Source organism: Neorhizobium sp. T7_12 (assembly GCF_002968535.1).
Lineage (GTDB): Bacteria > Pseudomonadota > Alphaproteobacteria > Rhizobiales > Rhizobiaceae > Neorhizobium > Neorhizobium tomejilense.
This window is the reverse complement of the sequence record NZ_PVBK01000009.1, coordinates 13,663-39,624: the sequence shown is the minus strand read 5'-3', so window position 1 is coordinate 39,624 and position 25,962 is coordinate 13,663. Positions and strand designations below refer to the sequence as shown.

Annotated in this window: 19 protein-coding genes and 1 pseudogene; 17 read left to right on the top strand and 3 right to left on the bottom strand. The window is 58.5% G+C overall.

Annotation, left to right across the window (positions count from 1 at the left end):
• The first annotated feature begins 2 nt into the window (after positions 1-2).
• The 4 genes and pseudogenes from otnI to C5J26_RS19175 all read left to right on the top strand — a co-directional run bounded on the left by otnI (position 3) and on the right by C5J26_RS19175 (position 5,922).
• The gene (gene otnI / locus C5J26_RS19190) at positions 3-794 is read left to right on the top strand and encodes a 2-oxo-tetronate isomerase (RefSeq protein ID WP_105403219.1); all 792 of its coding nucleotides are present in this window, start codon (positions 3-5) and stop codon (positions 792-794) included.
• A 109-nt stretch (positions 795-903) separates the two neighbouring features.
• Entirely contained in the window at positions 904-3,012 is a 2,109-nt protein-coding gene (locus C5J26_RS19185; RefSeq protein ID WP_105403373.1) for a beta-galactosidase, read from the top strand.
• A gap of 264 nt (positions 3,013-3,276) precedes the next feature.
• The gene (locus C5J26_RS19180; protein WP_172745936.1) at positions 3,277-4,188 is read left to right on the top strand and encodes a nucleotidyltransferase and HEPN domain-containing protein; all 912 of its coding nucleotides are present in this window, start codon (positions 3,277-3,279) and stop codon (positions 4,186-4,188) included.
• Between the two features lie 189 nt (positions 4,189-4,377).
• Positions 4,378-5,922, top strand: a pseudogene (locus C5J26_RS19175) (ISL3 family transposase).
• Positions 5,923-5,942: 20 nt separating this feature from the next.
• On the opposite strand, the gene C5J26_RS19170 reads toward C5J26_RS19175, so the two are convergent.
• From C5J26_RS19170 to C5J26_RS19160, 3 genes are all read right to left on the bottom strand, one after another.
• Entirely contained in the window at positions 5,943-6,980 is a 1,038-nt protein-coding gene (locus C5J26_RS19170; RefSeq protein ID WP_105403218.1) for a nucleotidyl transferase AbiEii/AbiGii toxin family protein, read from the bottom strand.
• Complete coding sequence (locus tag C5J26_RS19165) at positions 6,973-7,566, bottom strand: DUF6088 family protein (RefSeq protein ID WP_105403217.1); 594 nt, start codon at positions 7,564-7,566, stop codon at positions 6,973-6,975. Before C5J26_RS19165 ends, C5J26_RS19170 begins: the two co-directional genes overlap by 8 nt.
• Before the next feature lie 111 nt (positions 7,567-7,677).
• Positions 7,678-8,268: a hypothetical protein gene (locus tag C5J26_RS19160; RefSeq protein WP_105403216.1), complete on the bottom strand. Its 591-nt coding sequence runs from the start codon at positions 8,266-8,268 to the stop codon at positions 7,678-7,680.
• Positions 8,269-8,630: 362 nt separating this feature from the next.
• Here C5J26_RS19160 and C5J26_RS19155 point away from each other — a divergent pair, with 362 nt between their 5' ends.
• The 13 genes from C5J26_RS19155 to C5J26_RS19095 all read left to right on the top strand — a co-directional run bounded on the left by C5J26_RS19155 (position 8,631) and on the right by C5J26_RS19095 (position 25,959).
• A complete protein-coding gene (locus tag C5J26_RS19155; RefSeq protein WP_105403215.1) occupies positions 8,631-9,551 on the top strand; it encodes a hypothetical protein in 921 nt (306 codons plus the stop codon).
• Positions 9,548-10,669 carry a DGQHR domain-containing protein DpdB gene (gene dbpB / locus C5J26_RS19150; protein WP_105403214.1) on the top strand — a complete coding sequence of 374 codons (1,122 nt, stop codon included), beginning with the start codon at positions 9,548-9,550 and terminating at the stop codon, positions 10,667-10,669. The genes C5J26_RS19155 and dbpB (C5J26_RS19150) overlap by 4 nt, the downstream gene beginning before the upstream one ends.
• Positions 10,666-12,033 (top strand): tRNA-guanine transglycosylase DpdA, encoded by a 1,368-nt coding sequence (gene dpdA / locus C5J26_RS19145; RefSeq protein ID WP_105403213.1) that lies wholly within the window; start codon positions 10,666-10,668, stop codon positions 12,031-12,033. The genes dbpB (C5J26_RS19150) and dpdA overlap by 4 nt, the downstream gene beginning before the upstream one ends.
• Positions 11,945-13,048 carry a DGQHR domain-containing protein DpdB gene (dbpB, locus tag C5J26_RS19140; RefSeq protein ID WP_371681934.1) on the top strand — a complete coding sequence of 368 codons (1,104 nt, stop codon included), beginning with the start codon at positions 11,945-11,947 and terminating at the stop codon, positions 13,046-13,048. The genes dpdA and dbpB (C5J26_RS19140) overlap by 89 nt, the downstream gene beginning before the upstream one ends.
• The gene (queE, locus tag C5J26_RS19135) at positions 13,048-13,680 is read left to right on the top strand and encodes a 7-carboxy-7-deazaguanine synthase (protein WP_105403211.1); all 633 of its coding nucleotides are present in this window, start codon (positions 13,048-13,050) and stop codon (positions 13,678-13,680) included. The genes dbpB (C5J26_RS19140) and queE overlap by 1 nt, the downstream gene beginning before the upstream one ends.
• Positions 13,677-14,033 (top strand): 6-carboxytetrahydropterin synthase QueD, encoded by a 357-nt coding sequence (gene queD / locus C5J26_RS19130; RefSeq protein ID WP_105403210.1) that lies wholly within the window; start codon positions 13,677-13,679, stop codon positions 14,031-14,033. The genes queE and queD overlap by 4 nt, the downstream gene beginning before the upstream one ends.
• 13 nt (positions 14,034-14,046) lie before the next feature.
• Entirely contained in the window at positions 14,047-14,748 is a 702-nt protein-coding gene (gene queC, locus C5J26_RS19125; protein WP_105403209.1) for a 7-cyano-7-deazaguanine synthase QueC, read from the top strand.
• Between the two features lie 15 nt (positions 14,749-14,763).
• On the top strand, positions 14,764-15,327 hold the full coding sequence (locus C5J26_RS19120) for a VUT family protein (protein WP_105403208.1): 564 nt from the start codon (positions 14,764-14,766) through the stop codon (positions 15,325-15,327).
• 357 nt (positions 15,328-15,684) lie between these two features.
• The gene (gene dpdE, locus C5J26_RS19115; protein WP_105403207.1) at positions 15,685-18,840 is read left to right on the top strand and encodes a protein DpdE; all 3,156 of its coding nucleotides are present in this window, start codon (positions 15,685-15,687) and stop codon (positions 18,838-18,840) included.
• Positions 18,833-21,328 carry a protein DpdF gene (gene dpdF / locus C5J26_RS19110; protein WP_172745935.1) on the top strand — a complete coding sequence of 832 codons (2,496 nt, stop codon included), beginning with the start codon at positions 18,833-18,835 and terminating at the stop codon, positions 21,326-21,328. The genes dpdE and dpdF overlap by 8 nt, the downstream gene beginning before the upstream one ends.
• Positions 21,325-22,221, top strand: coding sequence for a protein DpdG (dpdG, locus tag C5J26_RS19105; protein WP_105403205.1), 897 nt, complete (start codon positions 21,325-21,327; stop codon positions 22,219-22,221). Before dpdF ends, dpdG begins: the two co-directional genes overlap by 4 nt.
• Positions 22,221-25,256, top strand: coding sequence for a protein DpdH (gene dpdH / locus C5J26_RS19100; protein ID WP_105403204.1), 3,036 nt, complete (start codon positions 22,221-22,223; stop codon positions 25,254-25,256). The genes dpdG and dpdH overlap by 1 nt, the downstream gene beginning before the upstream one ends.
• Positions 25,246-25,959, top strand: a complete 714-nt coding sequence (locus tag C5J26_RS19095; protein WP_105403203.1) for a hypothetical protein — start codon at positions 25,246-25,248, stop codon at positions 25,957-25,959. The genes dpdH and C5J26_RS19095 overlap by 11 nt, the downstream gene beginning before the upstream one ends.
• Positions 25,960-25,962 lie beyond the last annotated feature (3 nt).

The following is a 25,962-nucleotide window of genomic DNA, read 5'->3' as shown; positions in this document are numbered from 1 at the left end:
CAGTGCCGAAATTCTCCGCCAATCTCTCCTTCCTCTACCAGGACCTGCCCTTCCTCGATCGCTTCGCCGCTGCCGCGAAGGACGGTTTCGGCGGGCTCGAATATCTCGGCCCTTATGCCGAGCCGAAAGAGAAGGTCGTCGATGCATTGAAAGCAAGCGGCCTCGTCCAGGCGCTTTTCAACGTGCCTTCGGGCGACTGGGCCGGCGGCGAGCGCGGCATCGCCTGCCTGCCGGATCGCGTCCAGGAATTCCGCGACGGCGTGGCTCTGGCGCTCGACTATGCCAAGGCACTTGATTGCAAACAGGTCAACGTCATCTCCGGCCTCGTGGCGAAGGGTGCGGATGTCGATGTTCTGGAAGAGGTGCTGGTCGGCAACCTGAGATATGCCGCGCCGCGTTGCGCCGATGCCGGCGTCAAGCTGCTGATCGAGCCGATCAACCTGCGCGACATTCCCGGATTCTTCCTGTCGACGACCGATCATGCGGAACGCATCCTCGACAGGGTCGGCTCCGACAATCTCTACATCCAGTACGATTTCTACCACATGCAGATCATGCAGGGCGACCTGATCCCGGCCTTCACCCGCCTGAAGGAGAAGATCGCCCATGTGCAGATCGCCGACAATCCCGGCCGCAACGAGCCGGGCACCGGCGAGATCAACTACGATTTCATACTCTCCGAACTCGACCGCCTCGGCTACGACGGCTGGGTCGGCTGCGAATACCGACCGAAGGCCGGCACCTGCGAGGGCCTTGGGTGGATGAAGCCCCATCTTTCCGGAGGGCCCCGTTAAGATCAACGCTTTTCCCAACTGATCGGACGCCATCTCCGCCGCTTCCATACCGGAGCTTTTCTCCGGAGGGCGGAGCCATGTCCGCATGTCGATGAAGAAGGACAGGACCATGCTCAGAAACGATATTCAATTCCCCTACGGCGCCGTCTATTTCCGCAAGTCCAATCCGCCCCGCGAAGACTGGGAGCGTGACTACACGACGGCGGGCGAGGACGGCCTCAACATCTTCCGCCACTGGTTCATGTGGAGCGCCATCGAAACCGCGCCGGGTGTCTACGACTGGGAGGAATACGACCGGCAGATGGACCTCGCCGCCCAGAACGGCATCAAGACGGTGATTGCCGAGCTCATCCATGCCGTGCCTGACTGGGCGGTGCGCAAATATGCCGATGCGCTGCAGGTCAACGCCGACGGCACCAGGCTCGGCTCTTATATGGGCGTCTCGGCGGCGACCGGCGGCTTTTCCAACAATGGCGGCGGCGCCGGCGCCCTGACGCTCAACTGCCCGGACGTGAAGGAAGCGGCCGGCAGGTTCCTGACCGCACTCGCCACCCGCTACAAGGACCATCCGGCGATCTTCGGCTACGACGTCTGGAACGAGTGCAACTATTCCGCCGATGTCGACTACAGCAGCTATGCCAAATCGGCTTTCAGGAAGTGGCTGGAGAAGAAATACGGCACGCTGAAAGTGCTCGGCAAGGCCTGGCATCGCTACAGCTACGCGGAATGGGAGGATGTGGAGCCGCCGGTCCACATGGCGCCTTATCCGGAATGCATCGACTGGCTGCAGTTCAAGCGCGACAATTTCTACGATCAGATGCAATGGCGGATCGACACGATCCGCGCCGTCGATCCGAAGAACACGATCGCCGCCCACGGCATTTCGGGCGCCATCCCCAACATGGCCGCGAACGGCTGCGACGACTGGCTGGCCGCCTCCAAGGTCGAGATCTACGGGTTCACCTGGATCCAGGCGCGCAAGGGTACGGAAGCCTGGAAGAACTGGTACGGCGTCGATATCAACCGCGCCGCGGCCCGTGGAAAACCCTTCTGGCATGCCGAACGACAGGGCGGACCGCTCTGGCTGCAGCCGCAGGTGATCGGCCGTGACAAGGATGATGGCCGCGTCGCCGAGCCCGAGGATATCCGCCTGTGGAGCATGACCTCGTTTGCGGGCGGCGCCCGCGGCGTGCTGAACCTGCGCTGGCGGCCGCTGCTCGACGGGCCGCTCTTCGGTGCGTTCGGCGCATACGGCATGGACGGCGCCCGCACGCCCCGCTCGAAACTGCAGAGCGACATGGCGAAATGGGCGAACGACCCGGCGCAGGGCGCTCTCTGGGAGGCGAAGCCGGTGCGCGGCGAAATCGGCATCCTGGTCGTTCCCGAGACGCAGGAATGGGATTACCTCTTGAACTACGACCGCAAGGAAAAACCCTATCCGGAAGCCATGTGGGGCGCCTATCGCGCCTTCCTCGAAAACGGCGTCCAGCCGGACTGGGTGCATATCGACGATATCGACGCCTATGACCGCCTCTATTTCCCCTATCCGATCATGTTCACCGCCGAGCAGGCAAAACGCCTCGCCGCCTGGGTGGAAAACGGCGGCACGCTGATCGCAGAAGCCTGCCCCGGTTATTTCGGCGACCGTGGCCATGTCGGCCAGGTGCAGCCGAACATGGGCCTCGACAAGGTTTTCGGCGCTCGCGAGGACCAGGTCGAGTTTATGCCGGATATCGGCGACCGCATCCATTTCAAGCTGGATTGGGCGGCGGTGGATGGCGGCGGTTTCCTGCAATCCTATGTGCTTGCCGGTGGCACCGCGCGCGGCAATTTCGACGACGGACGACTTGCCGTGGTCGAGAACACTTATGGCAAGGGCCGGACGCTGCTGATCGGCACCAATCCATCGGTCGCCTATTACAAGTCGCAGGGCAAGGCGAACGGTACCTTCTTCGCCGAACTGCTGCGCTGGAGCCGCTGCTCGCCGCATGCGACCCTGTCGAACAAGGCGCTGTTCGCGCGTATCCACAAGAGCGAAAAAGGCAGCTTCCTCTGGCTCGTCAACCCGACCCGCGCGGTGCAGGCGACCGAGGTGAAGCTCGCCGAAGACCATGGCCGGCTCGCTACTGGAAAGGCGGTCTGGCCGATCGGAGACACCCATGACGGCGGCAAGATCGAGGTGCCCGCTCGTGACGTCCTGATCCTGCCGCTCGAATGACATCGGTCCGCGCCTCACCTTGCTCAAACCTTACGTTACAGGGAGAACGGCCCGCAAGGGCGGGCAAGCCGCACTATTATGGTCGACCCGGAATTTAAGGGGATGTTCGATCATGCGCAGGGGGGCGATGAAAGCCTACCGCCTGACCCTGTCTTCTTTGCCGATCCCTTCTTCCGTGCGCCGTGCCGTGTGTGTAGAAGCAAACGACGCAACCATTCGTATTGCAAGTGCAGCTCCTGTCCTTTCTGAGGATCATCGCCGTCCATGATGAAGTCATCCCTCGATCACATGCCACCGCGCAAACAACGCGAACTTGCCCAGGTTCTGGAGATCCTCCACGAAGAATTCGAGGACGCGCTGAAGGAGGGCACGGCCGAGTTCAAGAAGCGCGGCCGGATCCTGAAGATCATCCTGTTCGGCTCCTACGCCAAGGGTGGATGGGTCGACGAGCCGTTCACCATGAAAGGCTATCGGTCGGATTTCGATCTGCTGATCATCGTCAACGACCGCAGGCTCTGCGAATTCGCCGACTACTGGTACAAGGCCGCCGACCGGCTGATCCGCGACAAATCGATCGAGACGCCGGTGAGCTTCATCGTCCATTCCAGGCGCGAGGTGAACACCTACCTGAAAGAGGGACAGTACTTCTTCTCCGACATCCGCAAGGAAGGCATCATTCTCTATGAATTGGATGACGAGCCGCTGGCGGAGCCGCAACCGCTGTCGCCGGTGGATCGGCTGCGGGTCGCAAGGGAGCATTTCGAACAGCGATCTACGACAGCGCGGAATCTTAAGACTCTTGCGATGTCAGCGATTCAAGCCGGTATGACCAACGAGGCCGCGTTTCTTCTCCATCAATCGCTTGAGCAGGCCTATTCCTGCGTGCTCCTCACGCTGACGAACTACGGCCCGCCTTCCCACAACATCAAGTTTCTGCGCTCGCTTGCCGAGGAACAGGACCGGCGCCTGGCCGAGGCGTTCCCGCGCGATCAGCACCGCGAGCGTGCCTGGTTCAACACGCTGAACGAAGCCTATGTGAAGGCACGGTACTCCAAACATTACGAGATCAGCGAGGAGGCGCTCTCGTGGCTGGGAGAGCGGGCCGCCGTATTGCTGGAGTTGGTCATAGACGTATGCACGGAGCACCTTAAAATGCTTGAGCGAAATAGCGATTAGCGTATTCTATCAGTCGGCAAATGTACGGTTGGAACTGGTCCCCTTTAAAGGGGTTCTTCCTCACTTTGTGTGGTTCACCTGTCGTTAGCGAGGTTGTCGCTATGGGCGGGCATGCGAACAAATTCGAAATGGTCGCCCGGCCCAGGGGTCAAGATACTGGGTGTCGCGCTCACTGTTGACGACAGGTGGATTGTTTCCGCCGCTGGATCCGCGATCGGCATCTGCCCCGATTGTGGACGGCGAAGCCGAAGTAGGCATGGCTGGTCCCGCCGTAGTCTCCAGGATCTGCCGGTCCAGGGTCAGTCGGTGACAGTGAAACTCCTGGTGAGCCGCTGGCGATGTGCACATGGGGACTGCGCACGACGAACGTTCACCGGCCGACTGCCGACGATCGCTGCTCCTTATGCGCGCCTGACGAGAAGGGTCGGGGAGATTGTCGGCTTGCTGGGCCACAGCGCCGGCGGCCGTCCTGGCGAGCGGTTGATGGAGCGGCTCGGCATGCCGGTCAGCGACGACACCATTCTGCGGCAGTTGAAGCGGGATGCTGCGGCGGCTCAATGGAGTTCCGAGATACGGGTGGTCGGTATTGATGATTGGAGCTGGCGGCGGGCGACGAGTTATGGGACCATCATGGTCGATCTCGAGCGACGCTCGGTCATCGACATACTGGATGATCGCAGCGTCGAGAGTGCCGCCAAGTGGCTGCGTGACCATCCCTCCATCGAGGTCGTCAGTCGCGACCGCTGCGGCCTGTATGCGCAGGCCACCCGTGAAGGCGCACCGAAGGCCAAGCAGGTCGCCCATCGGTTTCATCTGGTCCAGAACCTTCGCTCGGCCATCGAAGAACAGATGAGCCTTTCCGGGCGTGCCACCGGCAGAGCAATTCTTTCGGAGGACGCAATTGTTGACGCTGCGACGCATCGCCGGCGCGCCCGTCTTTCGCATAGGCAATCCCGCCAGGAAATATTCGACATGCTTCATGCTTTGCGCCAGGAAGGGCTGCCCTATAGCGAGATCGCCAGACGGACCGGCTATGAACGTCGCAGCGTAACGAAGTGGCTCAAGTTCAAGATTCCGCCAGACAGGCGACGGTCGGCACTGAACCCCACATCACCATGGTATTTCGAAGCTTCCTTGCCCAATGCTGGAAGGATGGGAATCGGCGCGGACGGCATCTGTTTCATGACGTCAAGCAGAGCGGCTATACCGGCAGTTTCGCCAATCTGGAGCGGTTGCTAGGAGCTTGGCGGCGGGCCGAAAGGGGACAGGGCAGTGATGTTCCGCCAGTCGCGTCGACGCCGGAAGCGGTTCGAGATCCGGACACCGGTCATGCGATTTCGCCAGTGGTTGCCGCAGCGCTGTGCATCAAGCCGCGAGGCCTGCTGACGGACTGGCAGGCAAGGAAGGTCGATGCCCTGAAGCAGGGTCTGAGGGGTTCGCCGAGATGCGGCGCCTGGCGATGCGCTTCAACGGCATCCTTCGCGGCAAAACGTCGGCGCCACTGGATGCGTGGATCGACGATGCGATCGATTCCGAACTCATTCCGATCATGCGGTTCGCTCGCGTCCTGCGCGGGGACCTCGATGCCGTCAACAACGCCATCGAGCTACCTTGGAGCAACGGACAGGCCGAAGGCCAGATCAACCGCCTCAAGACCCTCAAGCGCTCGATGTATGGTAGGGCAGGTCCCGAACTGCTGAAGGCACGAATGCTGCACGGCTCCACACAAAGTGAGGTAGAGCCGCTTAGTTTTGTTATTTGTTGATAGCCGCCTGCAGAGTTTCAATTATCGCGAGGACGGCATCGAAAGCCGGTGGCGTTTCATCAAACATCATTGGCTCCATCGCTTTATAGTCAGTTCGAAGGTCTTTGATGCGCGCTTCCTCTGGCACGAGACATAGTGTGCCAGGCTTGGCGGTGTCATAGTTTGCCCAAGCTGAACGGAAAAATATGTTCTTGTGTTTCGCAACCTGCGCAAGAAGATCAAAATCTTCTGCCGCCTCCCGACCCTCGGCAGTTTCGAGGAGCATGGCGAGGTCGTAATAGTGACGTGAAAAATATTGCGGTGTCGGAGACTCTTTCGGCCGATGTGCTTCCGCATGAAGCGCGGTCGCTTTCTCCCAGAATGTGCGGCGCGCGGACAAGACCGTGACCTCGCTGTCGGGCGCTTTAAAGAAGTTGGGAAAGTCGTCGGCGGCATAGGGCCGGATCGTCTTTTTCTCCGTTGGCCAAGGATCACCGCGTGCGCCGAGTTCAAGTTTCACGCGAGGCGTGATGTAAGCCATGCCTTCATATTCTAACGATGGCAGCGCCGTCGGGTAATGGAAATTGATCGTCTGCGCGTCGGTGGAATCGATCTCCAACGTCCACTTGCCCGTCCCCGACTCGCCGAGTTGATCGGTGATGGCGGCATGAAGAGCCGGCAGCAGCTTTTCCGCGATGTGTCGCTCGACATCGGCGACGAGATCGTCGATCAGTTGCCGGGCCTTTTTCCTGCTCATGCCCTCCTTCTCCGGATCGCGATCTCCCGTGTAGCCGAGGTCGGCCCGGTCGAAGGACAGATCGATATCCTCCGAAAAGCGTCGAATAGCGCTATAGGCTTTGGAAAGAGACGTTCCACCCTTGAAGACGAGACTGGCGGCGTCTTCGCCGGCCAACGCGAAGAGGCGCCGCAACGTCCAGCAGACCCAGAAGTCCTTCTCGATGATCGTTTCCGCGACGCCGCGCATCGCTCCGGTTTCGCCAAAGAGGGCCGCACGATCTTTCGCAGCGAGCTTTGCAACGTTATCCATCGATGCCCGGCGCCCCGGCGTTTGCAATCGAAACGAGAGTTGGCCGCATCCACGCGGGCGCCTGATAAGCGGAAGTCGCGAGCGTGCGCTTGTCACTCGGTGACAATCTGTGAGCTGCCACCTCAGCCACGTCAGCCGCGCGAACCTGGCCGACATGGCGGAGCGCTTGGACCACTGTGCCGGCAGGGCTGCCTGGCGCGATCAGATGCTTTGGCGAGGCATGCCGGAGATCAACCACACGCTTGCCAAGCACGACCCGGCGGGATGGCCCATCGGTCAGATAGGTGCTCTTCGCTGGCACCTGGGTGGTGAGGCCGAGGGCGTTTGCGGCGCGGGCTCCGGCGATCTGCACTTGCGACCCTGTTTCACGAGCGAGAGCGTGAGCGACATCATCGGGCGCAGGGGACAAAAGGCCAAGCTGGGCGTGGATTTTGGGGTAGTCGTAAAGCCCACGGGCAAGCCGGCGCAGCTTGCCAGCCTTCACGAGCCGCGAGAGCGCCTGATCGACCGTCGAGCGGGTTGCAACGTCGAGGAAATCACTAGGCGTATATACGCTACCGCGTCCGGTTCCCCGCACGCGCTTCATGATCCGATCGGGAACAGAGGTAACAGTCGTTTTCATATGTCAGAAAATACGCTATCTTTTTCTGGCATTCAAGGGGGCGCCCACTTGCTCTCTACTGTGCTTGCCTGGACGTTATCCACCACCTTCTTCCAGATGTGCAGCAACCAACCAATTACGGAGGTCAACGCGCATTTTGCCGATTGGTCCGTTGATAACGGTGACGACGGCGTCGTCTTCCACGAAGCCGCCGTCCTGGAAGAGCCTCAGAAGTTTTTGCATAATTTCGATGTAACGATAGCCACCGGCAAGAGCGACAGACGCGAAAGGTCTGCTGCCAAAATCAGTCATGCCCGCGATATGCATGCCGGGATGCTCCCCTGAGGGCATCACACGTTTTTTCGTCTTTTGCTGTGGCCAACGGGTCCCAAGATCCCCGGCTTTCATCGCCGCGGCAATTTGGGGCGTCATTGGAACGTCATAGGATGCTATCGGCGTGCTGGCCGCCCGGAACCCAAGGTGAGCGGACAAAAATGCAGCCTGAGCCAATTCCCCCTTAGGATCGGTCGCGCGTAGGGTCTGCCATAGTGGCCCGTTGTATCGCTCCACGGCTGGAAGGTACCTTGGGCCATCTTTCTTCGTTGCGGAGCAGGCCAGGATCAAAAGCCTACGAGAAGGGACCTGCGTCGGGCGGCCAGCGCGCGTTACTTCTTCTTCTTTTCTCATTTCGACATCTCCGTCCGGAGACCGCGCCAATCGCGGCTCGTTACGGAGGTCCGTCAACCGGGTGCCGCTGAGGCACACGCACCCGAAGGGCCGAAACGAAGAGAAGGACAGCGTAGCTGTTGCGTGGCCGGCGGCATCCGGTAGGACCAACGTCCGCAACGAGACATCATCGGCGGCCTGTCACTAGGGAGGCGCCGCCGGCGCAGTTGGCACGATTGCCAACAACGGCTGGCATCTGCGCTGGATTGCAGTTTTCTGGGGAGCTTACAGGGAGGCTAACAGTTATTTCTTGTATCGAGTTCGGCGTACAGTTATTTTGCAACCCGAAAGTGATTTGCAGTATTTTTGTGTGAGCTCATAGCATGACAGTCATCCTTACAGCTTGCACCATGCGCAAACGGTTTTCCCCAGATCCCGCTCTAATCGCGGCATCGCTATCGAAGGGGAGCCTTCATTCAGTAGGCCAGGACTGGCGCAATCGCGTTGCTGAGGCCGTCGGCATTGCGGAGGCCAGGAATGTCTATGCGGGACGCGGCATGATGGAAGCCCAAAAAGCGGCGGCCGAGGCCGGCGCATCCCTTTTCATCGCGTCGGCCGGTCTCGGGTTGGTCGACGCGAGCGATGTGATCCCGAGCTACGATCTTACCGTAGCCAAGGGCCTTCCATCCTCGATCATGTCTAAGCTGCCTCTTGGCACGACCGAGGAAGGTTGGTGGGGTGAAATTGCAATGAAGGATGGGGTTGCCCGGTTCGACGCTCGACTAAGCAGAGACCAGACCCACCTTCTTGTCGCGCTCCCGGCTAGTTACCTCAAGATGCTCGGGGGCTTCCTCAAAGCGTTGTCCGTGTTCAAAGAGGGCCGACTACGCATTTTCACTGGATCCGAGCACTATGAGATCGACCCGGAGCTTAAGCCGTATCATATGCCTTACGATCGGCGGCTTGATGGCGGTCCTGCTCCCGGCACCCTCGGAGACTTCGCCCAGCGTGCACTTCGACATTTCGTGACCGGAATCCTGCCCATATCACCGACGCAAGATGCGAAAGGTCATGCGCAACAAGTAACCTTGGCACAAGCCGGCTGGAAACGCCCTGTCTCAAAGTCAGGCATCCGTCTAGACGATGACGAGCTATTAAAGACCATTCGGACGGAGTGGGATACTGTACAGGGCAGTTCTACTAAACTCCTCCGCAAAATGCGCGATGAACTCGGAATCGCCTGCGAACAGGGCCGGTTTGCCAGACTAGCCGCGACGGTTCGCGCCGAAAGGGCACAGCCATGACACAGGCAAAGTCGATGGTTGTCCGAGCGGTTCGGACCCAACAGGGATACGGGACTGACGTATATGCGTTTTTTTTGCCTGGTTCAGCGGTCATGCAGATCGGCGAGATCAGTCGCATAAAGCGCGACGAAGCTGAACTGCACGGGTTTCAGCGACAGGAAATCCGTAGCCATGTAAATTCTATTGTCGAATTTCTGAACAGCGGGCCGGTTCTGTTTCCAAATGCCATTATTCTCGCATTGTCGGAAGCGGTCGAGTTCAAGGCTGCACGCGGGAGCAAGCCGTCCGATATTCTCGAGATCGGAACATCGGGTACGCTCCATTTACCGCTCAGTAAAGACGGGAGAAAGATCGCCTGGATAGTCGACGGACAGCAGCGGTCGATCGCCCTTTCGCGTGCCGAAAACAAGGACATCCCGGTCCCGGTCATAGCTTTCGTTTCGCAAGATCTGGAAGTCCAGCGCCAGCAGTTCATCCTCGTCAACAAGGTCAAGGCGCTCGATACGAGGCTTATCAACGAACTCTTGCCGGAAGTTAGTTCACTGCTTCCGCGTGACCTCGCGGCCAACAAACTGCCAAGCGAGTTGTGCAATCTGCTCAACAGTCAAAAGGCCTCTCCTTTCTTTCAGTTGATAAAGCGGCGTTCCGACCAAAAGGCGAAATCCGCCGTTGTAAGCGACTCCGCGCTGATCGCCGCGATCAAGATCAACCTTAAAACGCCCTCAAGCGCGCTCAGCCAATATCTTGGCGTCGACGGCGCCTGCGACGCCGACGAGATGTTTCATGTCCTGGTCAAATATTGGTCGGCTGTCCGCGATACGTTTCCGGACGCATGGGGACTGGCGCCGGAGAAGAGCCGCTTGATGCATATGGCGGGCATTAGAGCAATGGGCGCTTTGATGGATCCGATCATGGTGCGCGCGGATAGCGTCAGTGACGGCGAAGATGACATCCGCCGATCGCTCGCTCGATTGCGCGATCATTGCTGCTGGACATCAGGCAAATGGGACGAACTGGGCTGGAAATGGAATGAAGTGCAAGGCACGCAAGTGCACATCGAACGCCTCACGCAACATTTGATCCTGCTGGATCGCAAGCTATCGAAGGCGACCCGATGAAGTTTATTTTCGCAGACAGCCTCGACCACGTCGACCCCGGCTACGATTTCCTGCGCGACCGGTATTCCGAAGGGCGGACCCCTTATTGGGACGACGCCTACCCGCATGAAATCATGGGCTATGCCCCTTATAAAGGCATGCTGGTCTCTAGGGGCATCGTCGGCGGCGTGGCGGTCGGCGGCAAATACACTGAAGCGCAGGCTATGCGCTTCCGGCGGGTTGGTGCCCGTGAGTTCCTGCGCTTGGATAAGCCGCAATTCGAGCACCTGCCAATTTTCGGCGACTGCGGCGCCTTCACCTATCACAAGGAAGACAAGCCACCTTACACGCCGGAGGACACGGCAGAATTCTATGACGACGCACGCTTTACGCACGGATGCTCCGTCGACCATATCATCTTCGATTTCGATGAAGGCCTGAAGGGCTTGGATGGAGGCACCGAGGAGGCGCGCCGCCGCTTCGAAATCACCCTGGAAAATGCATCGGCCTTTCGGACGGCGACCGCACATATGTCGGCCCGGTTCACGCCGATGGGAGTTATCCAGGGATGGTCACCCGGCAGCATGGCGGAAGGCGCTCGCCGGCTCGTGGCGATGGGTTACGACTATCTCGCACTCGGCGGTACCGTGCCGTTGAAAGCCTCGCAGATTAAATCGTGTCTGGCTGCTATCCGCGACATCATCCCGGCATCCACTCGTATCCATATTCTCGGTTTTGCTAAGGCCGACGAGATTGATACCTTCGGCTCGTTCAACATCACGAGTTTCGATACGACCTCGCCCCTGATCCGCGCCTTCAAGGATGCTAAGGCGAACTATTACCTGCCGAACAAGGGCGGCAAACTCGACTATTACACCGCGATCCGCGTGCCACAGGCTCTGGAAAATCCCAAGCTGATGCGCTTGGCCAAGCGTGGAGCACTGCATCAGGAAACGCTGGTGGAGATGGAGAAGAATGCCCTAGCGGCTTTGCGTGCCTACGACCGCGGCGAAGCCAGGCTCGACGAAACGCTTGATACGGTAATTGCTTACTCGGCGCCTGCCGTAACTGGATCACCAGTCGAAGAAATGCCGGATGCCAAGGCAATCAAAGATCTTCGGGAACGGTACAAGCGAACTCTCGTCGACCGCCCCTGGAAAAAATGCTCCTGCCCGATCTGCTCGGCTCTTTCCATTGAAGTGATGCTCTTTCGCGCCAGCAACCGCAATAAGCGCCGCGGCATCCATAATCTTGGCGTCTACAACGCCCTCGTCGATCAACTTCCAAGCAATAGCGATGACAATGACCTTATACAAATTTCCAGCCATCCGAGCGAGACAGAGCGAGACGCACACGGTTCTTTCGTTTGCAGCGAAAGCGTCTGACCTCAAGAATTTCGCTGTGATTGAGCGTGTCGCTCGCGACGTCGATGGCGCACTGAGTGGCTTTCAGCGTCCGCAGATTGCCGGTCACATCCGCGAAATCCGTGATTATCTGGAAAAGCCAGAAGCCATACTTCCCAACCCAATCGTGGTCGCGTTCACCACCGGGATCAAGATCTCCGATGAAGCCGCCGACGGCCGTTGCGTGGTGGAGATTGACGTAACGGGCGGTGTGCCCGGTCTCGTTGTGGACGGCCAGCAACGTCTGACTGCACTCAGCCAGGTTGAGGAAAAGGATTTCCAGGTCTTCGTCTCAGCCATAGTTTGTAAAGACGAGGAAGAGTTGCGGCGCCAGTTCGTACTCATCAACAACACGCGGCCGCTTCCGAAATCGTTGATCTATGAACTCCTGCCGACCGTTCGGGGCTTGCCGCGGCGGTTGGGCGATCGTTCGGTCGCGGCGGATCTCGCAGCGCGCCTCAATTACGATGACGGCTCCTCGCTCAAAGGCAAGATCTACCAGCATACCAATCCGACCGGGATCATACGAGACACGGCCATCCAGCGTGTCGTCATCAACTCGATGAGCGATGGCGTCATGCGCGAGTTGATCCGCGAACCGGATGGCGCCGATCTCAGCTTCCGCCTCATCAGCGAATTCTACCGGGCCGTCCAGTTTGTGTTTCGCGACGAGTGGGAAGGTCATACGCCAAAAACATCACGGCTCGTGCACGGCGCCGGCATCATGTCGCTGGGCTACGTCATGGAAGTGCTCGCCTTGCTGGATGGCGCCAGAACCTGGGAAGATTTCTCCAAAGGGTTGGCGTGCCTCGTCGACAATACGGCCTGGACGTCAGGAGAATGGAACTTTGGCGAGAATGATCGCCGGCACTGGAAGTCGGTGCAGAACGTCAACCGCGATATCGTGACCCTGGCGCAGTACCTTATCGGCATCGTGCGCGCCGACGTCAAACGCCGTCGCGCCGTAAATGTCGAACCGAATCAAGCGAGCATGTGATGAGCTACGCGGTCAAGGAAATGTTCAAGACGTTGCAGGGCGAAGGCGCCCAAGCCGGCCGGGCGGCCGTGTTTTGTCGGTTTGCCGGCTGCAATCTCTGGTCGGGACGTGAGGAGGATCGCGACCAGGCCGTCTGCCAGTTCTGTGATACCGATTTCGTCGGCACTGACGGCATCGGTGGGGCGAAATTCAAAGACGCGGAGACGCTTGCAGTGGCGATCGCCTCGACCTGGGGAGAAACCGCCCACCGCCGCTACGTCGTCTTTACTGGCGGCGAGCCTTTACTGCAACTCGATGACGAGCTTGTCGCGGCAGTTCACCGGCAAGGCTTCGAAATCGCGATTGAGACAAATGGCACGCTTGAGCCACCATCCGGCGTTGACTGGATTTGCGTCAGCCCTAAAGCAGGAGCGCCCTTGAAACTGCGAGCTGGGAGCGAATTAAAGCTTGTCTATCCTCAGCCGGACCTTTTGCCTGAGGCACTGCCGGACCTGCGCTTCGAGCACTATTTTCTGCAGCCAATGGACGGGCCGCGTCGGGCTGAAAACACGGTCGCCGTGACCGCGTACTGTCTGGAACATCCTAAGTGGCGCCTTTCGCTACAAACGCACAAGATGATCGGAATCCCATGAAAATCACCCAAGCTTTCACCTTCGAGGCGGCCCATCGCCTGCCGAACGTCCCAGCGACCCACAAGTGCCATCGGATGCATGGTCACTCCTATCGGGTCGAACTGCAACTCGACGGCAAGGTCAACCCGGACACGGGGTTCGTCATCGACTTTTTCGACCTGGAAAAGGCTTTCGGCCCTCTTCTTGAACAACTCGATCACCACACCCTCAACGAGATCGAGGGGCTGGAAAATCCGACTGCTGAGAACATTTCGACATGGATCTGGACAAGGGTTCGCCCGCTCCTTCCTGAATTGAGTTCGGTGAAGGTATTCGAGACGCCCATGTGCTGGGCTGAATACGATGGCAATTGAGAGGTAGAAGACCATGACGTCGACAGCGCTTGTTCTGTTTTCCGGAGGTCAGGATTCCTCGACCTGCCTTGCCTGGGCCCTCGATCGATACGAGCGGGTCGAGACGGTGGGTTTCGATTACGGTCAAAGGCACCGGATTGAACTTGATTGCCGTGACACTCTGCGTCGGGAACTCAGTGCCATCAACCCGGCGTGGGCACAGCGGTTGGGCGAAGATCACACGATTTCGCTGGCCTCGCTCGGAGAGATCTCCAAGACCGCATTGACGAGTGAAATCGCTATCGAAATGGAAGACACAGGCCTTCCCAACACCTTCGTTCCGGGCAGAAACATAATCTTCCTGACCTTTGCTGCGGCACTCGCCTATCGACGGGGGCTAAAACACATCGTCGGCGGCATGTGTGAAACAGACTACTCCGGTTATCCAGACTGTCGCGACGACACGATCAAAGCCTTGCAGGTCGCGCTCAATCTCGGCATGGAAAAGCGGTTTGTTCTCGACACACCCCTGATGTGGCTTGATAAGGCCGACACCTGGCGGTTGGCGGAGGATCTCGGAGGTTCTCGCCTCGTCGAAGCGATCGTGAAGGAAAGCCACACTTGCTATCTGGGTGAGCGCGGCGACCTTCATGACTGGGGATATGGTTGCGGAACGTGCCCCGCCTGCGATTTGCGGGCGAATGGATATCAGCGATTTGTTGCAGAGCAGGTTTGAAACGAGGGCGAAGAGATGATCGCGACGGGCAGACAACGCATTGAAGGATTCCTCTTCCTGGCCGGCTTCATGGCCTGCATTCCCTTGGCGAACTACATGATTGGCCACGTGGGAACCGTGTGTGTCCCCGATGGGCCGTGCATCATACCGGTCGGCCCCGGTCTGACGGCACCAAGTGGCGTATTGCTGGTCGGCCTTGCTCTGGTGCTACGTGATCTGGTGCAGCGGCGGCTTGGGCTGGCATGGGCTTTCGGAGCCATCATAGTGGGAGCAGCGCTCTCAACGACGTTCACTGCTCCTGCGCTTGCCTTCGCTTCCGCCGCAGCTTTCCTCTCGTCCGAAGTCGCCGACCTGCTAGTGTTCACGCCCCTGCAGAAGAAGGGCTTGGTGAAAGCCGCTTTGGCAAGCAGTATTGCCGGCCTTATCGTCGACAGCGTCATGTTTCTGTGGTTGGCATTCGGGTCGCTTGATTTCCTGGCGGGACAGGTTGTCGGCAAAGCGATCATGGTGATTGCTGCTCTCCCCGTGCTTTTCTGGATTCGAAGCCGCGATAAGCATCTAGGTCTGATTCCTGCGTAGCGCGACATCGCAGATCTGACAAAGCGAGATTTGCCGACCGTTGGACAGCAGCAAGCCTAGCGGGAGATACTCGCAAATGATTGCGGCAACTGCAGCATTTAACTGCCTGCATAACAACGACCTCATCTTGCGGCAAAATTTAGCTCTATCGGCAACATCCGGTTCAACCGAAATTGTTGGGCAGTAATCACGGAGATTGCAATCAAACCTTAACCTGCAACCTAGATATATGTCACACTTAGGTATTGCCGAATCGGGGGTTCGGCACCTTTCGAGGTGGGCATAAGTGCATGATGTGTCGCTTGTTGCGGAGGAGCGGGTTCCGGCAACGCAAAATCATTTGAACTGGTTACGCGCATGCTGAACCTCGGCATGTTTGTTGAGTTGCCTGGCGGCAAGGGTCTGGGAAAGCTTGAAGCTGTTTCCGGCCGGATCTCGACAGTTACAGTTTACCGATCGATCCGTAATGTGGAGACGCTAGAGTTTGAGCTTTCACAGCTTGAGCGGGGTTATCTAAGCCCGCATACGCGCGTTTATGTTCCAGGGCGTGGGCGAACACGGGTGGGACGTGTCATCGGTTTTTCACAAACCGCGAACGGCTACATAGACTACGAGATTCAGTTTCCTAATGGGAGAGCGGAGGATCTAAACGAAAGGGCATTGCAGGTTAGGCCTTGGAATGCTCCTGAAGATCCAGCCGAGATGCTTGCGATCGGAGCATCGGAAACACAATTCCTTCATGACCGCCGACAGGATGCAATGGGGGCGCTGCTCAAACTGAGGAGTGCCTCCCAGAGCCTCACGTCCGTGCCATCGGCAAGCGTCGACTACGTCGCCCACCAGGTTGCGGCGGTCAAACGTGTTTTGAGCGATCCGATCCAGAGATACCTCCTCGCCGATGAGGTTGGATTGGGCAAGACCATTGAAGCCGGGCTCATCATCCGCCAGCATCTAATCGACAATCCCGAGACCCGCGTCCTGGTTTGTGTGCCAGACCACCTCGTCGGGCAATGGCATCGCGAACTGGTCGCCAAGATTCGGCTCGATCAGTTCGCGAAAGGGTTCGAGTGCTGCGGTCATGCCGATCTGGCCCAGGTTTCGCAGGTGCCAGATATCCTGGTCATCGACGAAGCCCATCACCTCGTGGGCATCGATGCCGGTCCGCTCCTGCCTGCCGCCGACCGATTGCGCGTCCTCAGCCAACAGGTGCCTGTCCTCCTTTTGCTTTCTGCGACTCCCGCTCTCGGCGAAGAAGCCAAATTTCTGGCGCTCCTCAACCTTCTTGATCCGATCAATCATCCGATCGAGGATTTGAGCGGGTTTAAAGTTAAGCTTGAGCAACGACGCGAGATTGGGCGGTTGCTCCTGAGCCTGTCTCCAGATGGGCCACGCATTGTTCTTCGGCAGCGCGGCGCTGAACTGATGCGGTCGTTCCCATCGGATGAAATCGTGCAGGAGTTTGCACCGCAGCTGATCGAGGCTGCGAAAGACCCCTCCAATGATCTGACACACCTATGTTCGGTGCTGAAGGACCATATCGCCAACAGCTATCGCATCCATCAGCGCCTCATCCGATCGCGCCGTGTGGATGCAGCAGGTTGGGAATTTGTCCCGCGGGGGCCGATCACCGACGGCGAACCCGTCCTCTCACATGTGAAAATCGAAGAAGATCCTGCCGACATCGCGTCGGCCCTGCTGACGACCCTAGAAGATTGGCGCTTCAGCGCCGCTGAGTCGTCGATCAGCGACGACGGCGGGACAGCACGCTTTGCGCTTCGATACCGAGACTTGCTCGGTGCAGTGAGTGAGGGTGCCGATGCCTTGCGAGGCTGGCTGAGAGACGCTGAGCCGATTTTCGACGGTGAAGAGGAACTCCTTGCCGCGCTCGGTGCCATTGCGGAAAAACAGGACGATCGTCCCCGTATCGAGACAATGGTCGAGAGCACGACCCGGTTGATCAAAGCGATCAGGCCCGACGCACAATTTCCCAAAGTGGTGGTGTTTGCGTCTAGCGAGCGGGTGGCGCGCCATTTTCATGACGTCTTCCAAACCGACGGGGACGGGACGACCGCGTATTTGCTGGCCAGCGGTTCCGCTGATGCAGATAAAATTGCGCTGGAATTCAGCGGACGCAGCGCGTCGTCGATCCTGGTCACGGATCGTTCCGGTGAGGAGGGCCTCAATTTAAGTTTCGCAGATGCAATCGTCCATCTCGACCTGCCAATGGCCGTGGCACGGATCGAACAGCGGATCGGCCGCCTGGATCGGTTTGGGCGGCGGAAGAACTCGATACGCCATCGTCTTCTGCTGCCGTCTGAGGAAGATGCCAGTCCTTGGAGAGCGTGGTTCGAGATGGTTGCCGACGGCTTTATGGCCTTTAACCGCTCGACAAGCGATATCCAGTTTCTCCTGGAACGATTGGAGATCCGAGTCTTTGAAACCCTTCTCCAACATGGTCCCGACGCGCTGAGGGCCATGACCGGCGAACTTCGGTCCCAAATCGCCGATGAGCGTAAATCGCAAGACGAGCAATATGCACTCGACCGTATCACGCTTGCTGAGGAGCGGGTAGAAACGTTCATCGAAGCTTTGGAGGACGCCGAGGAGGACGAAGAGGCGCTCGAACGCGCCGTTGATGGATGGCTTGTGGAAACGCTTCAGATCCGCAAGCAGCCGTTCAAATGGCCGGAGGAGGACCCATTCAAGTTGGTGACCACCAGCCACACCTTGATTCCGCGGATCCCGTGGCAATCGGAACTTCACATCGACCATTCCACGGCACTGACCTGGAGACGACGGGTCGTCACGAACCGGCATGAGGCCAACCTTCTGCGGCCGGGAATGCCACTGCTCGACTCGCTTGAGCGGTTCACGCGGTGGGACGATCGGGGAACGGCGTTTGCGACATACCGCGTGGTTCCAGATTGGAACGACGAGATATGGATCGGGTTCAAGCTGTGTTTCGTCGTCGAACCGCAGATCGAGTTCACCGATTTCCTCGCCCCTTCCCGATCGGATCTGGCCTTGTGGCGGCACGCCCAACGGTATCTGGCGCCAACCGCGCATACCGTCTACATCGACCTCAACGGCGTTGAGGTCACAAATCCGGAAATCATCGCTATTATTAGCCGGCGATATTCCGACAGACCGGTTGACGGCTTCCCGAAGGACATCAACCTCGGCAGCCGGCCGCAATTGCTTGCGGACATCATCGATTCTTCAGCCTATCAGACAATCTGTCTCTCCATCCGCGATGCCGCGCGCGAGCGCCTGGCCTCGACGGATGAAATTGCCTCTGCCGTCGCGCGTGCCGTCACGATGGCGGAAACAGACCTCGGGCGCCAAGAGCGGCGGATAATGCGAGGAATTTCGAGCGACAGGCCCTCGGCGCAGCCGGATATCGACGCAATGAAATCGATCCTCCGGTCCATTCGTCAGCCTTCAATTCGGTTGGATGCGATGGGTTGTTTTATTGTCGCACAACATGCGCCAAAGAGTCCGCCTAATGGATAATTTACGCGGGCACGCAGCGTTTACGGCAATCTCGCAACTGCTGGCAGGCATAGGCGATGGTGAAGCTTGGCACGGGGAATCCCCGGCGATTGAGCGGCTTCGCGCCGCACTTTGCGATACGGGCAATGACGCAAGCGTTCTCGACCTCGCCGTACTCGTGCGCCAGGTCTTGATCCATGAGTATGCGCGGCGCGCCTACGAGGTCTCTCCCACCTTGCGCATCGCGCATCCAAAACTAGCGCAGTTTCAAGGATGGGAGAAGGTCGGGGTTGCGGCGGTCCAATCGCCTAACGGCGTGCTGATCACAGCCCGCACATGGCAGCCGAACTGGTTGTCGAAAGGCGATGGCCAAGGCGTCGAAACGCTGGCATCGTCCGAGAGCGTCCGGCGTGTGTTCAATGCAGAGGGAACGGAAGGCGACCCTTTCCTTCAGTCTGTTGGCCGTTCTTCGTACCGCAGTCCCGGACAACGCGCCGCCGTCCGCGCCGCACTCTCGACGCCAGCCGGCGCGACCTTGGTGGTCGCCCTGCCGACGGGCGAGGGAAAGAGCATGATCTTCCAACTCGCTCAGAAAGTCGGCTTTGTTGGCGGCACTCCCGACACAAGGGGTGTCACGCTGGTGATCGTTCCGACTGTGGCGTTGGGCGTCAACCATGAGCAGGAGGCCGTCAAGGTTTGCGGCCTCGCTCGTCCGTTAGCCTTTCAAGGCGGGAACGATGCCGAGAATAGCATCATCGCCGACCGTATCGCGGATGGCTCGCAAGGCATCTGTTTCGTATCGCCGGAGGCTGCGTGCCATCGACTGCGCAATCCCTTGCGGCGTGCCGCCGAAGCCGGCTTGTTGCGAGCGCTTGTGATCGATGAGGCACATCTTGTCGATCAGTGGGGCACCGGGTTTCGGAGTGAGTTTCAGGAATTGAGCGGACTAAGGCGCGAGCTTATAAGTGCCGCGCCCCCAGAGCACCGTCTGAGAACCGTGTTGCTCTCGGCGACATTGACGGATTCCTCCCTGGAAACGCTTCGCATGCTGTTCGGTGCGGATGATGAATTCGGGAGCATGTCTGCCGTCCAACTCCGGCCAGAGCCCGACTACTGGATTGCGCCGATCACCGATGAGGCCACTCGGGTTGAGCGTGTTTTGGAAGCACTGCATCATGCGCCGCGGCCAGCGGTTCTTTATGTGACCGAGGTTGGCGAAGCCGAGGCCTGGTATCGCAGGCTTGTCAAGGAAGGATTTCGGCGGGTTCGCAAACTCCATGGCAAGACTGGCAGAGCCGAGCGCGAGCACATCGTTTCGGAATGGCGCGACGGCGCGCTTGATATCGTGGTCGGGACCTCTGCGTTCGGCCTGGGCATCGACTATGCCCATGCCCGCAGCATTGTCCATGCGTGCGTTCCAGAAACGCTCGACCGTTTCTACCAGGAGGTTGGTCGCGGCGGTAGAGACGGTATGGTCTCCCTGTCCCTGGCAATCCCATCGGCAAAAGACTTCTCCATCGCCGAAGCGATCAACGCCAAACAGGTCATCAGCGTTGATCGTGGTCTTCACCGGTGGTCCACGATGTTCACTCGAAAAGTGTCCCTGGGAAATGGGCGATTTGCCGTACAAGTGGACGGCCGCCCAGGCGCAGACGAGCGCGATATCGACATGTTCGGCGAGACCAACACGGATTGGAACCTGCGGACGTTGGCGCTCATGGCCCGTGCCGGCCTTATAAAGCTCATGGGGACACCCTATCCACCAGTCCAGAAAGAAGGAGATTGGCTTGAAGTCGCCGTTCTTGATGACCACCATCTGGAGTTGCGCATCTGGGCCGATAAAGTCGAATTGGTGCGCTCTGGCGACTGGATCGCGAGTAAGAGGAATCTCGATTTGATGCGAGAATTTCTCAACGACCAGCGCTGTCCCGCCGAAATCTTCGAGGAGTTGTACGGCGCGCAACGATTGGCCCGAGTTTGCAGTCGCTGCGAGCGGTGCCGGCTGGACGCGGGCAAACGCCACCTCGGAAAGACCGTCGGCGAACCGATCGCACCGTGGTTGCTCCCACTTCATCCCTCCCTGGCGAGGCTTTTCGACAATAACCTGAAGCTGCTTGTCACATACCAGCCCGACAGCCTGCCGCGAGCGGCTTCACGAAGACTGGGTGAGACATTCCAAAGACTGCAACGAATGAATCTGGCAAAGCTTCTACTGCTTGGCCAGCAGACCTTTGACATGGACCAGGTCCTAAAATTCTCCGCGAACACGCCGTTTTTTGTCAGCGACGTGGCATCGCTCGCGATATCCCGGTTGCCAAAGGGACCGGAGATCGTACTGATCGGGCGCGGTCAGACCCTGGAGGAACAAAATCTCACCAGCCGCCCGGATTCGCCGCGTATTCTTTTAGCGCCGCTCGGGCAACCTGCTCCCGACGGCCGGCGGCTGCGTGATGTTTTCGGCGGACGCGTCCTGACCTTTGAAGAATTCAATGAAAGGGTATCACGGTGAGCATTATCACAACCGTTGAAGCGGTCCCGAGCCGGCTCTACGCAATATACTCTTCGCTGTTCGACATTGAAAATGGAGAGGCGAAGGACCGCTTGGAATCCTGGGCTACGCCACCGTCACTCAAAAATACGACGGAAGATAGCGGCGGATCGCCAACGAAACTGTTCGTCAATGCTCTGCTAGAGGCACGCAGGATCGGCCTCGTTGAGGAGATCGACGACAAACTGCAATTGACGGCAGACGCCCGGGGCGGAGGGAAAAAGGGGGAAAGAAGCGAGGCCTATTTCCGCAGCTATTTGCTTCGCACATTGTTCGACCCGATCCGGGCGGAGGAGACACAACAGGATTCATTCATGTTGGCTCTCACCTGGCTCCTGAACACGAACCCGCTCAAGCCAATGAGTTTCACCGACGATCCGAATTCTGCTATCAAGATGACGCTCGGGGACAATGCCCGAAAAACCGATTGCACCATCGCGCTGAATTACCAAAACATGCTCTATTGGGCGCGATATTTGGGTTTTGCGACGGTGGTTGGCGTCGGATCTTCAAGGCGGGTCATACCCGACCCTGTTAACGCCATCGATTACGCGCTTCCGGCAATCTTCGCCGACGGCTATGAGCTTCCGGTAGAGACGTTTCTGGCGCGACTGGCCGCGATCTATCCGGTCTTCGAGAAAGGGAGCGTTTGGGAGCGCTTCAATGCGATGCGGCTCATTCCGTTGAATGGTGCCGAAACGCGGCTTTCTGCCACGACGAGTATCGCCCTGCAGAGGCTTGCGGACCGACAGCGTTTGGCGATGAGAAGCGTGGCTGACGCACCGGACAGAATCCTTGATTTTGGCGTTCGTGAAGACCGGGTGAGCCACATTGGCCTGCGGGGGAGCAACTGATGCGTAATGTCGTTTGTTGGGATCCCGGCGCGGTTCGTCAGGTCATCAATCCCTTTGCCGAACATATGCCGGACAGCCTCTTCAAGGCGGTGCACAGCGACTGGGACCTCAACGTTTCCCCGCCGGTCGGAATGAAGTTTCAGGCGATCCCCGATGCCTCCTGGGACAAGATGAGCCAGCGCCAGTTTCTGGCGGATTTCTTGAGCAATGAACGGCCGCACGCGCTCGCCGCGATTCTTGGCGATACTGGATCTGGAAAATCGCATCTTGTCCACTGGATGCGGTTTCACATCCGGTCCGATGACGAGCGTCTTGTCTTGCTCGTTCCGAAATCAGGAACGAGTTTGCGGGCGATCGTGAAAATGATCATCGACGAGCTTCCGGCCGATGAACAGAGAAGCTTTCTGGAAACCTTGCAGTCGGCGGGCGACGGCACGCAGACCCGTGCCGGACAAAAACAGCAACTACTCAACGACCTAGCGCAGGTGATAAGGGAGGGAGTCCTCTCTCCAGACGCCGACGAAATGGAGCAAGAACTGGCGTCGTATCTCCCGCATCTTTTCCAGGACCCATATATGCGGGCGACGCATTTTCTGGGCGACCAAACCGTCATTTCCGAAATCGTTGATCATATTTTCGCGCCTTCAAACGCTCAGGATCGTCCGGAAACGCGACGAAGCTTCGAGGTCAGCGATCTTCCCCTTGGTGGTCTGGATTTCGCGAGCGCTTCGAAACTGGCGCAGGACGCGATGAAAATCATCGCGCTGGACACCGAAAAGCACACGCAACTTGCGGTCGACATCATCAATGACAACCTCGACAAGGCGATCGCCCGAACCTTGAGTTTCTCAAGTGATCGTGTCGAGGAACTGATGACCCGATTGCGGGCGCACCTGAAGGTACAAGGCCGAGAGCTTGTCCTTCTTGTCGAGGAATTTGCGCGCCTGCAGGGGATCGACCGAGCGCTTCTTCAGTCGATTACATCCCATGGTGACGAGCGCTTGTGCAGGATGCGCTCAGCCATCGCTGTTACGACAGGCTTCTTTGAAAGTGTTGCGGCAACGGCCTATATGCGAACCACGCATATTGTCGATATGGATCGTTCTGCCGGGCGGGCGGAGGGACATTTGGTGACAAGCGAATCCCTCGCTCGGTTCGCGTCGCGATATCTCAACGCGGTCAGGCTTGGACGGGCAGACATTGATCTTTGGGCGAACGATCCGTCGGCCCCTGACAATCCTCCGTCGAGGTGTGCCACGTGCCCTCACCGCAGCGACTGTCATTCGATCTTCGGTGAGGTGGACGGCTACGGACTTTATCCGTTTACGCCCCGTGCGCTGTGGAACTCTGCGCAACGTGCCAATGACACGCTACCGGAAAGTCTCAACCCTCGTATCCTTCAGAATGATCTGCTGGTCGAGGTGTTGGATAATTATGGTGATAGCATCCGCACCGGGACATTTCCCCCGTTCCAGTTACTGGAAAAACTCAAGGGCGTTAAACTTCTTCCCGTTGCGGCCGAGCTGGAACTTGAGGCCAGAAACCCGCAATATGCCGGACGCTGGAAAGCGTTTCTCGAATTATATGACGGCTCCGGCGAAATCAGGAATCTGGACGCGAAACTAAGGGAGGCGTTCGACGTACCGGAAATCCCAGGGGCAAGTGCTGCTCTTCGGGTTGCCGTCGACGAGGCGGTCGAACAACCGGCTGAAAAAAACAAACCGGCCCCGAGCCGTGAAGAGGTCCAGCTTCAAAACTGGAGCAAGGGCGGCGATCTCGACACGACGCTCGCAACGCAATTGCGTATTCTCATTTTCTCGGCGGTTTCAGACACGATCGACTGGGATATGCTCGGCCTCGCCAAATCGGGCTTTGCGAACGCTTCCACTGGCCGCCCGTTTCAGCGCGGCAGCATTAGCTTTGCGCGGCAAGCCAGCCTTGTTCGTTCCGATCTCGGCGTCAAACTGGAAATACCCGGGACATTGAGCCCCGCCTTGGCAGGTGCTGCCCTCGTCGGATTGCTGAAAGCCTCGAAAAGGGACTTCAACTGGGATTTCGAGAACGGCGACAGAATGCTTGCTGCGTTTATGGACTGCGTCGCGGTATGGGCGCGTAGCGTTGAAGCGCAGTTGCTTGCATTGTGCAATCCCACGCCCGATTGGAGCCAGGCCCGTGCCGCCATGGAACTGCTCTGCGCCGGTGCGGCAATCGGAGGAAAGATTAAGCCCGATGCGACGATTGCGGAATTTCTCGACGGCGCGTTTAGCTCCTGGCCGCAAGAATGCGCCAGCCGCTCAAAGGAGATGAGAGACGTTTATGACAGTTTGCTGAACGGGCGCCAGACCGTGGCACAGCTGGCCCGCTTTCAGATATCCAGCATGAAAGGCGGACAAGCCGGTGCAATGCTCGCTCCGAGCCGGGTGGTCTCGATTATTCGGAATATCCGGCAATCGAAGTGGCGCCTTGCGCTTGTCCCTCCGAACGACGACCGGACCGAACTTGCAACCCTTTACCGCCGCATACAGGAAGCGCTCCCGGCTGCTGCAACGGCGGAGATGAATGACCGGAGCCAATGGCTCAAGGAAATGGACACAGCGTTTGGTGAGGGAGCCTCCCGGTCGGCCATTGCTGCCGCTTTGGAAAAGGCACACGTTGCGGCCTCTGAAGCAGGAGTAGGGTCGAACAATACTGCCAAGCCACTCGCCGATGCTCTTGAGCGGATCCGCAACGTCAATTTCGACGATTCATTGGCTGCCGCGCGCAGTCTCGCCAAATTCGACGACGGTCTATCGGCACTTAGCCATTTTGGACGCGGGCGACGGAACGGGGTAGAGGCCGGAAGCGCGCTGGCAAACGCCGCCAAGGCATTTCTGGACGCGATTGATGAAACTGTCGCAGCCAACAGCCAAAGTCAGGATGCAAAGCACAGCGCGATCGTGTTGAGCATCGGCTCGATCCATAGCGCATTGGAGGCGATCGAAACCGATCTGCGAATGATGGACGACACGTCTGGGGGAGCCTCCAATGCTGCTTGATAGAGCCGCCGGGTTAGCCGACAAGATCAATCAATACCAAACGCTCAAAACAGCGGGTGACGAAGCGCTGCAGTTTCAGTCGCGCGCCAACCAATTGAAGATCGCATCCGAGAAGCTTTCATCCGCCCGAAAAGCTCTGAGAAAAATGCGAGATGCTGCCATCGAGGTCGATTTCGTGCCTTCCGACGGATCAACGCTTGCAGAACGGGCGAAGGATCTTCGAACCGCCATGTCGGGAAACCCGTCTGTGATCAACGAACCGTCTTTAAATTTGAAGTATGAATTTCTGGACCGTCTGGCCGGCATCGCCTCAGCGGCAGACCGGATGATTTCGGCGTCATGGAAGTCTTACGTTCGCAAACGGGCCGAGTTCGGTTCGTCCGACATCCTCGACGCCCTCGCCGCTATCCCGCAATTCCGCTCAAGCGTCAACCGTATACGCCAATGCCGGGCCGCGGTGGAAGCCTTGGGTGAGACAGTCCCCGACGATCCGAAGGCGATCGTGTCGAGGCTGGACGCGCTGGTGGCTGAACATGAGAAGTCCTGGTCCGAACTTTCCGCGAAGGATATTCCAGCGAGTGTTGTCAAGTTTATCCGCGACGCTGCCAATGATGGGGCCTCCCTCGCCTCTTATTCTGATGAGGTAAGACATTGGCTTGATGACCAAAATCTCATCGCATCGTTCCGCATACGGCTTAAGTAGGTA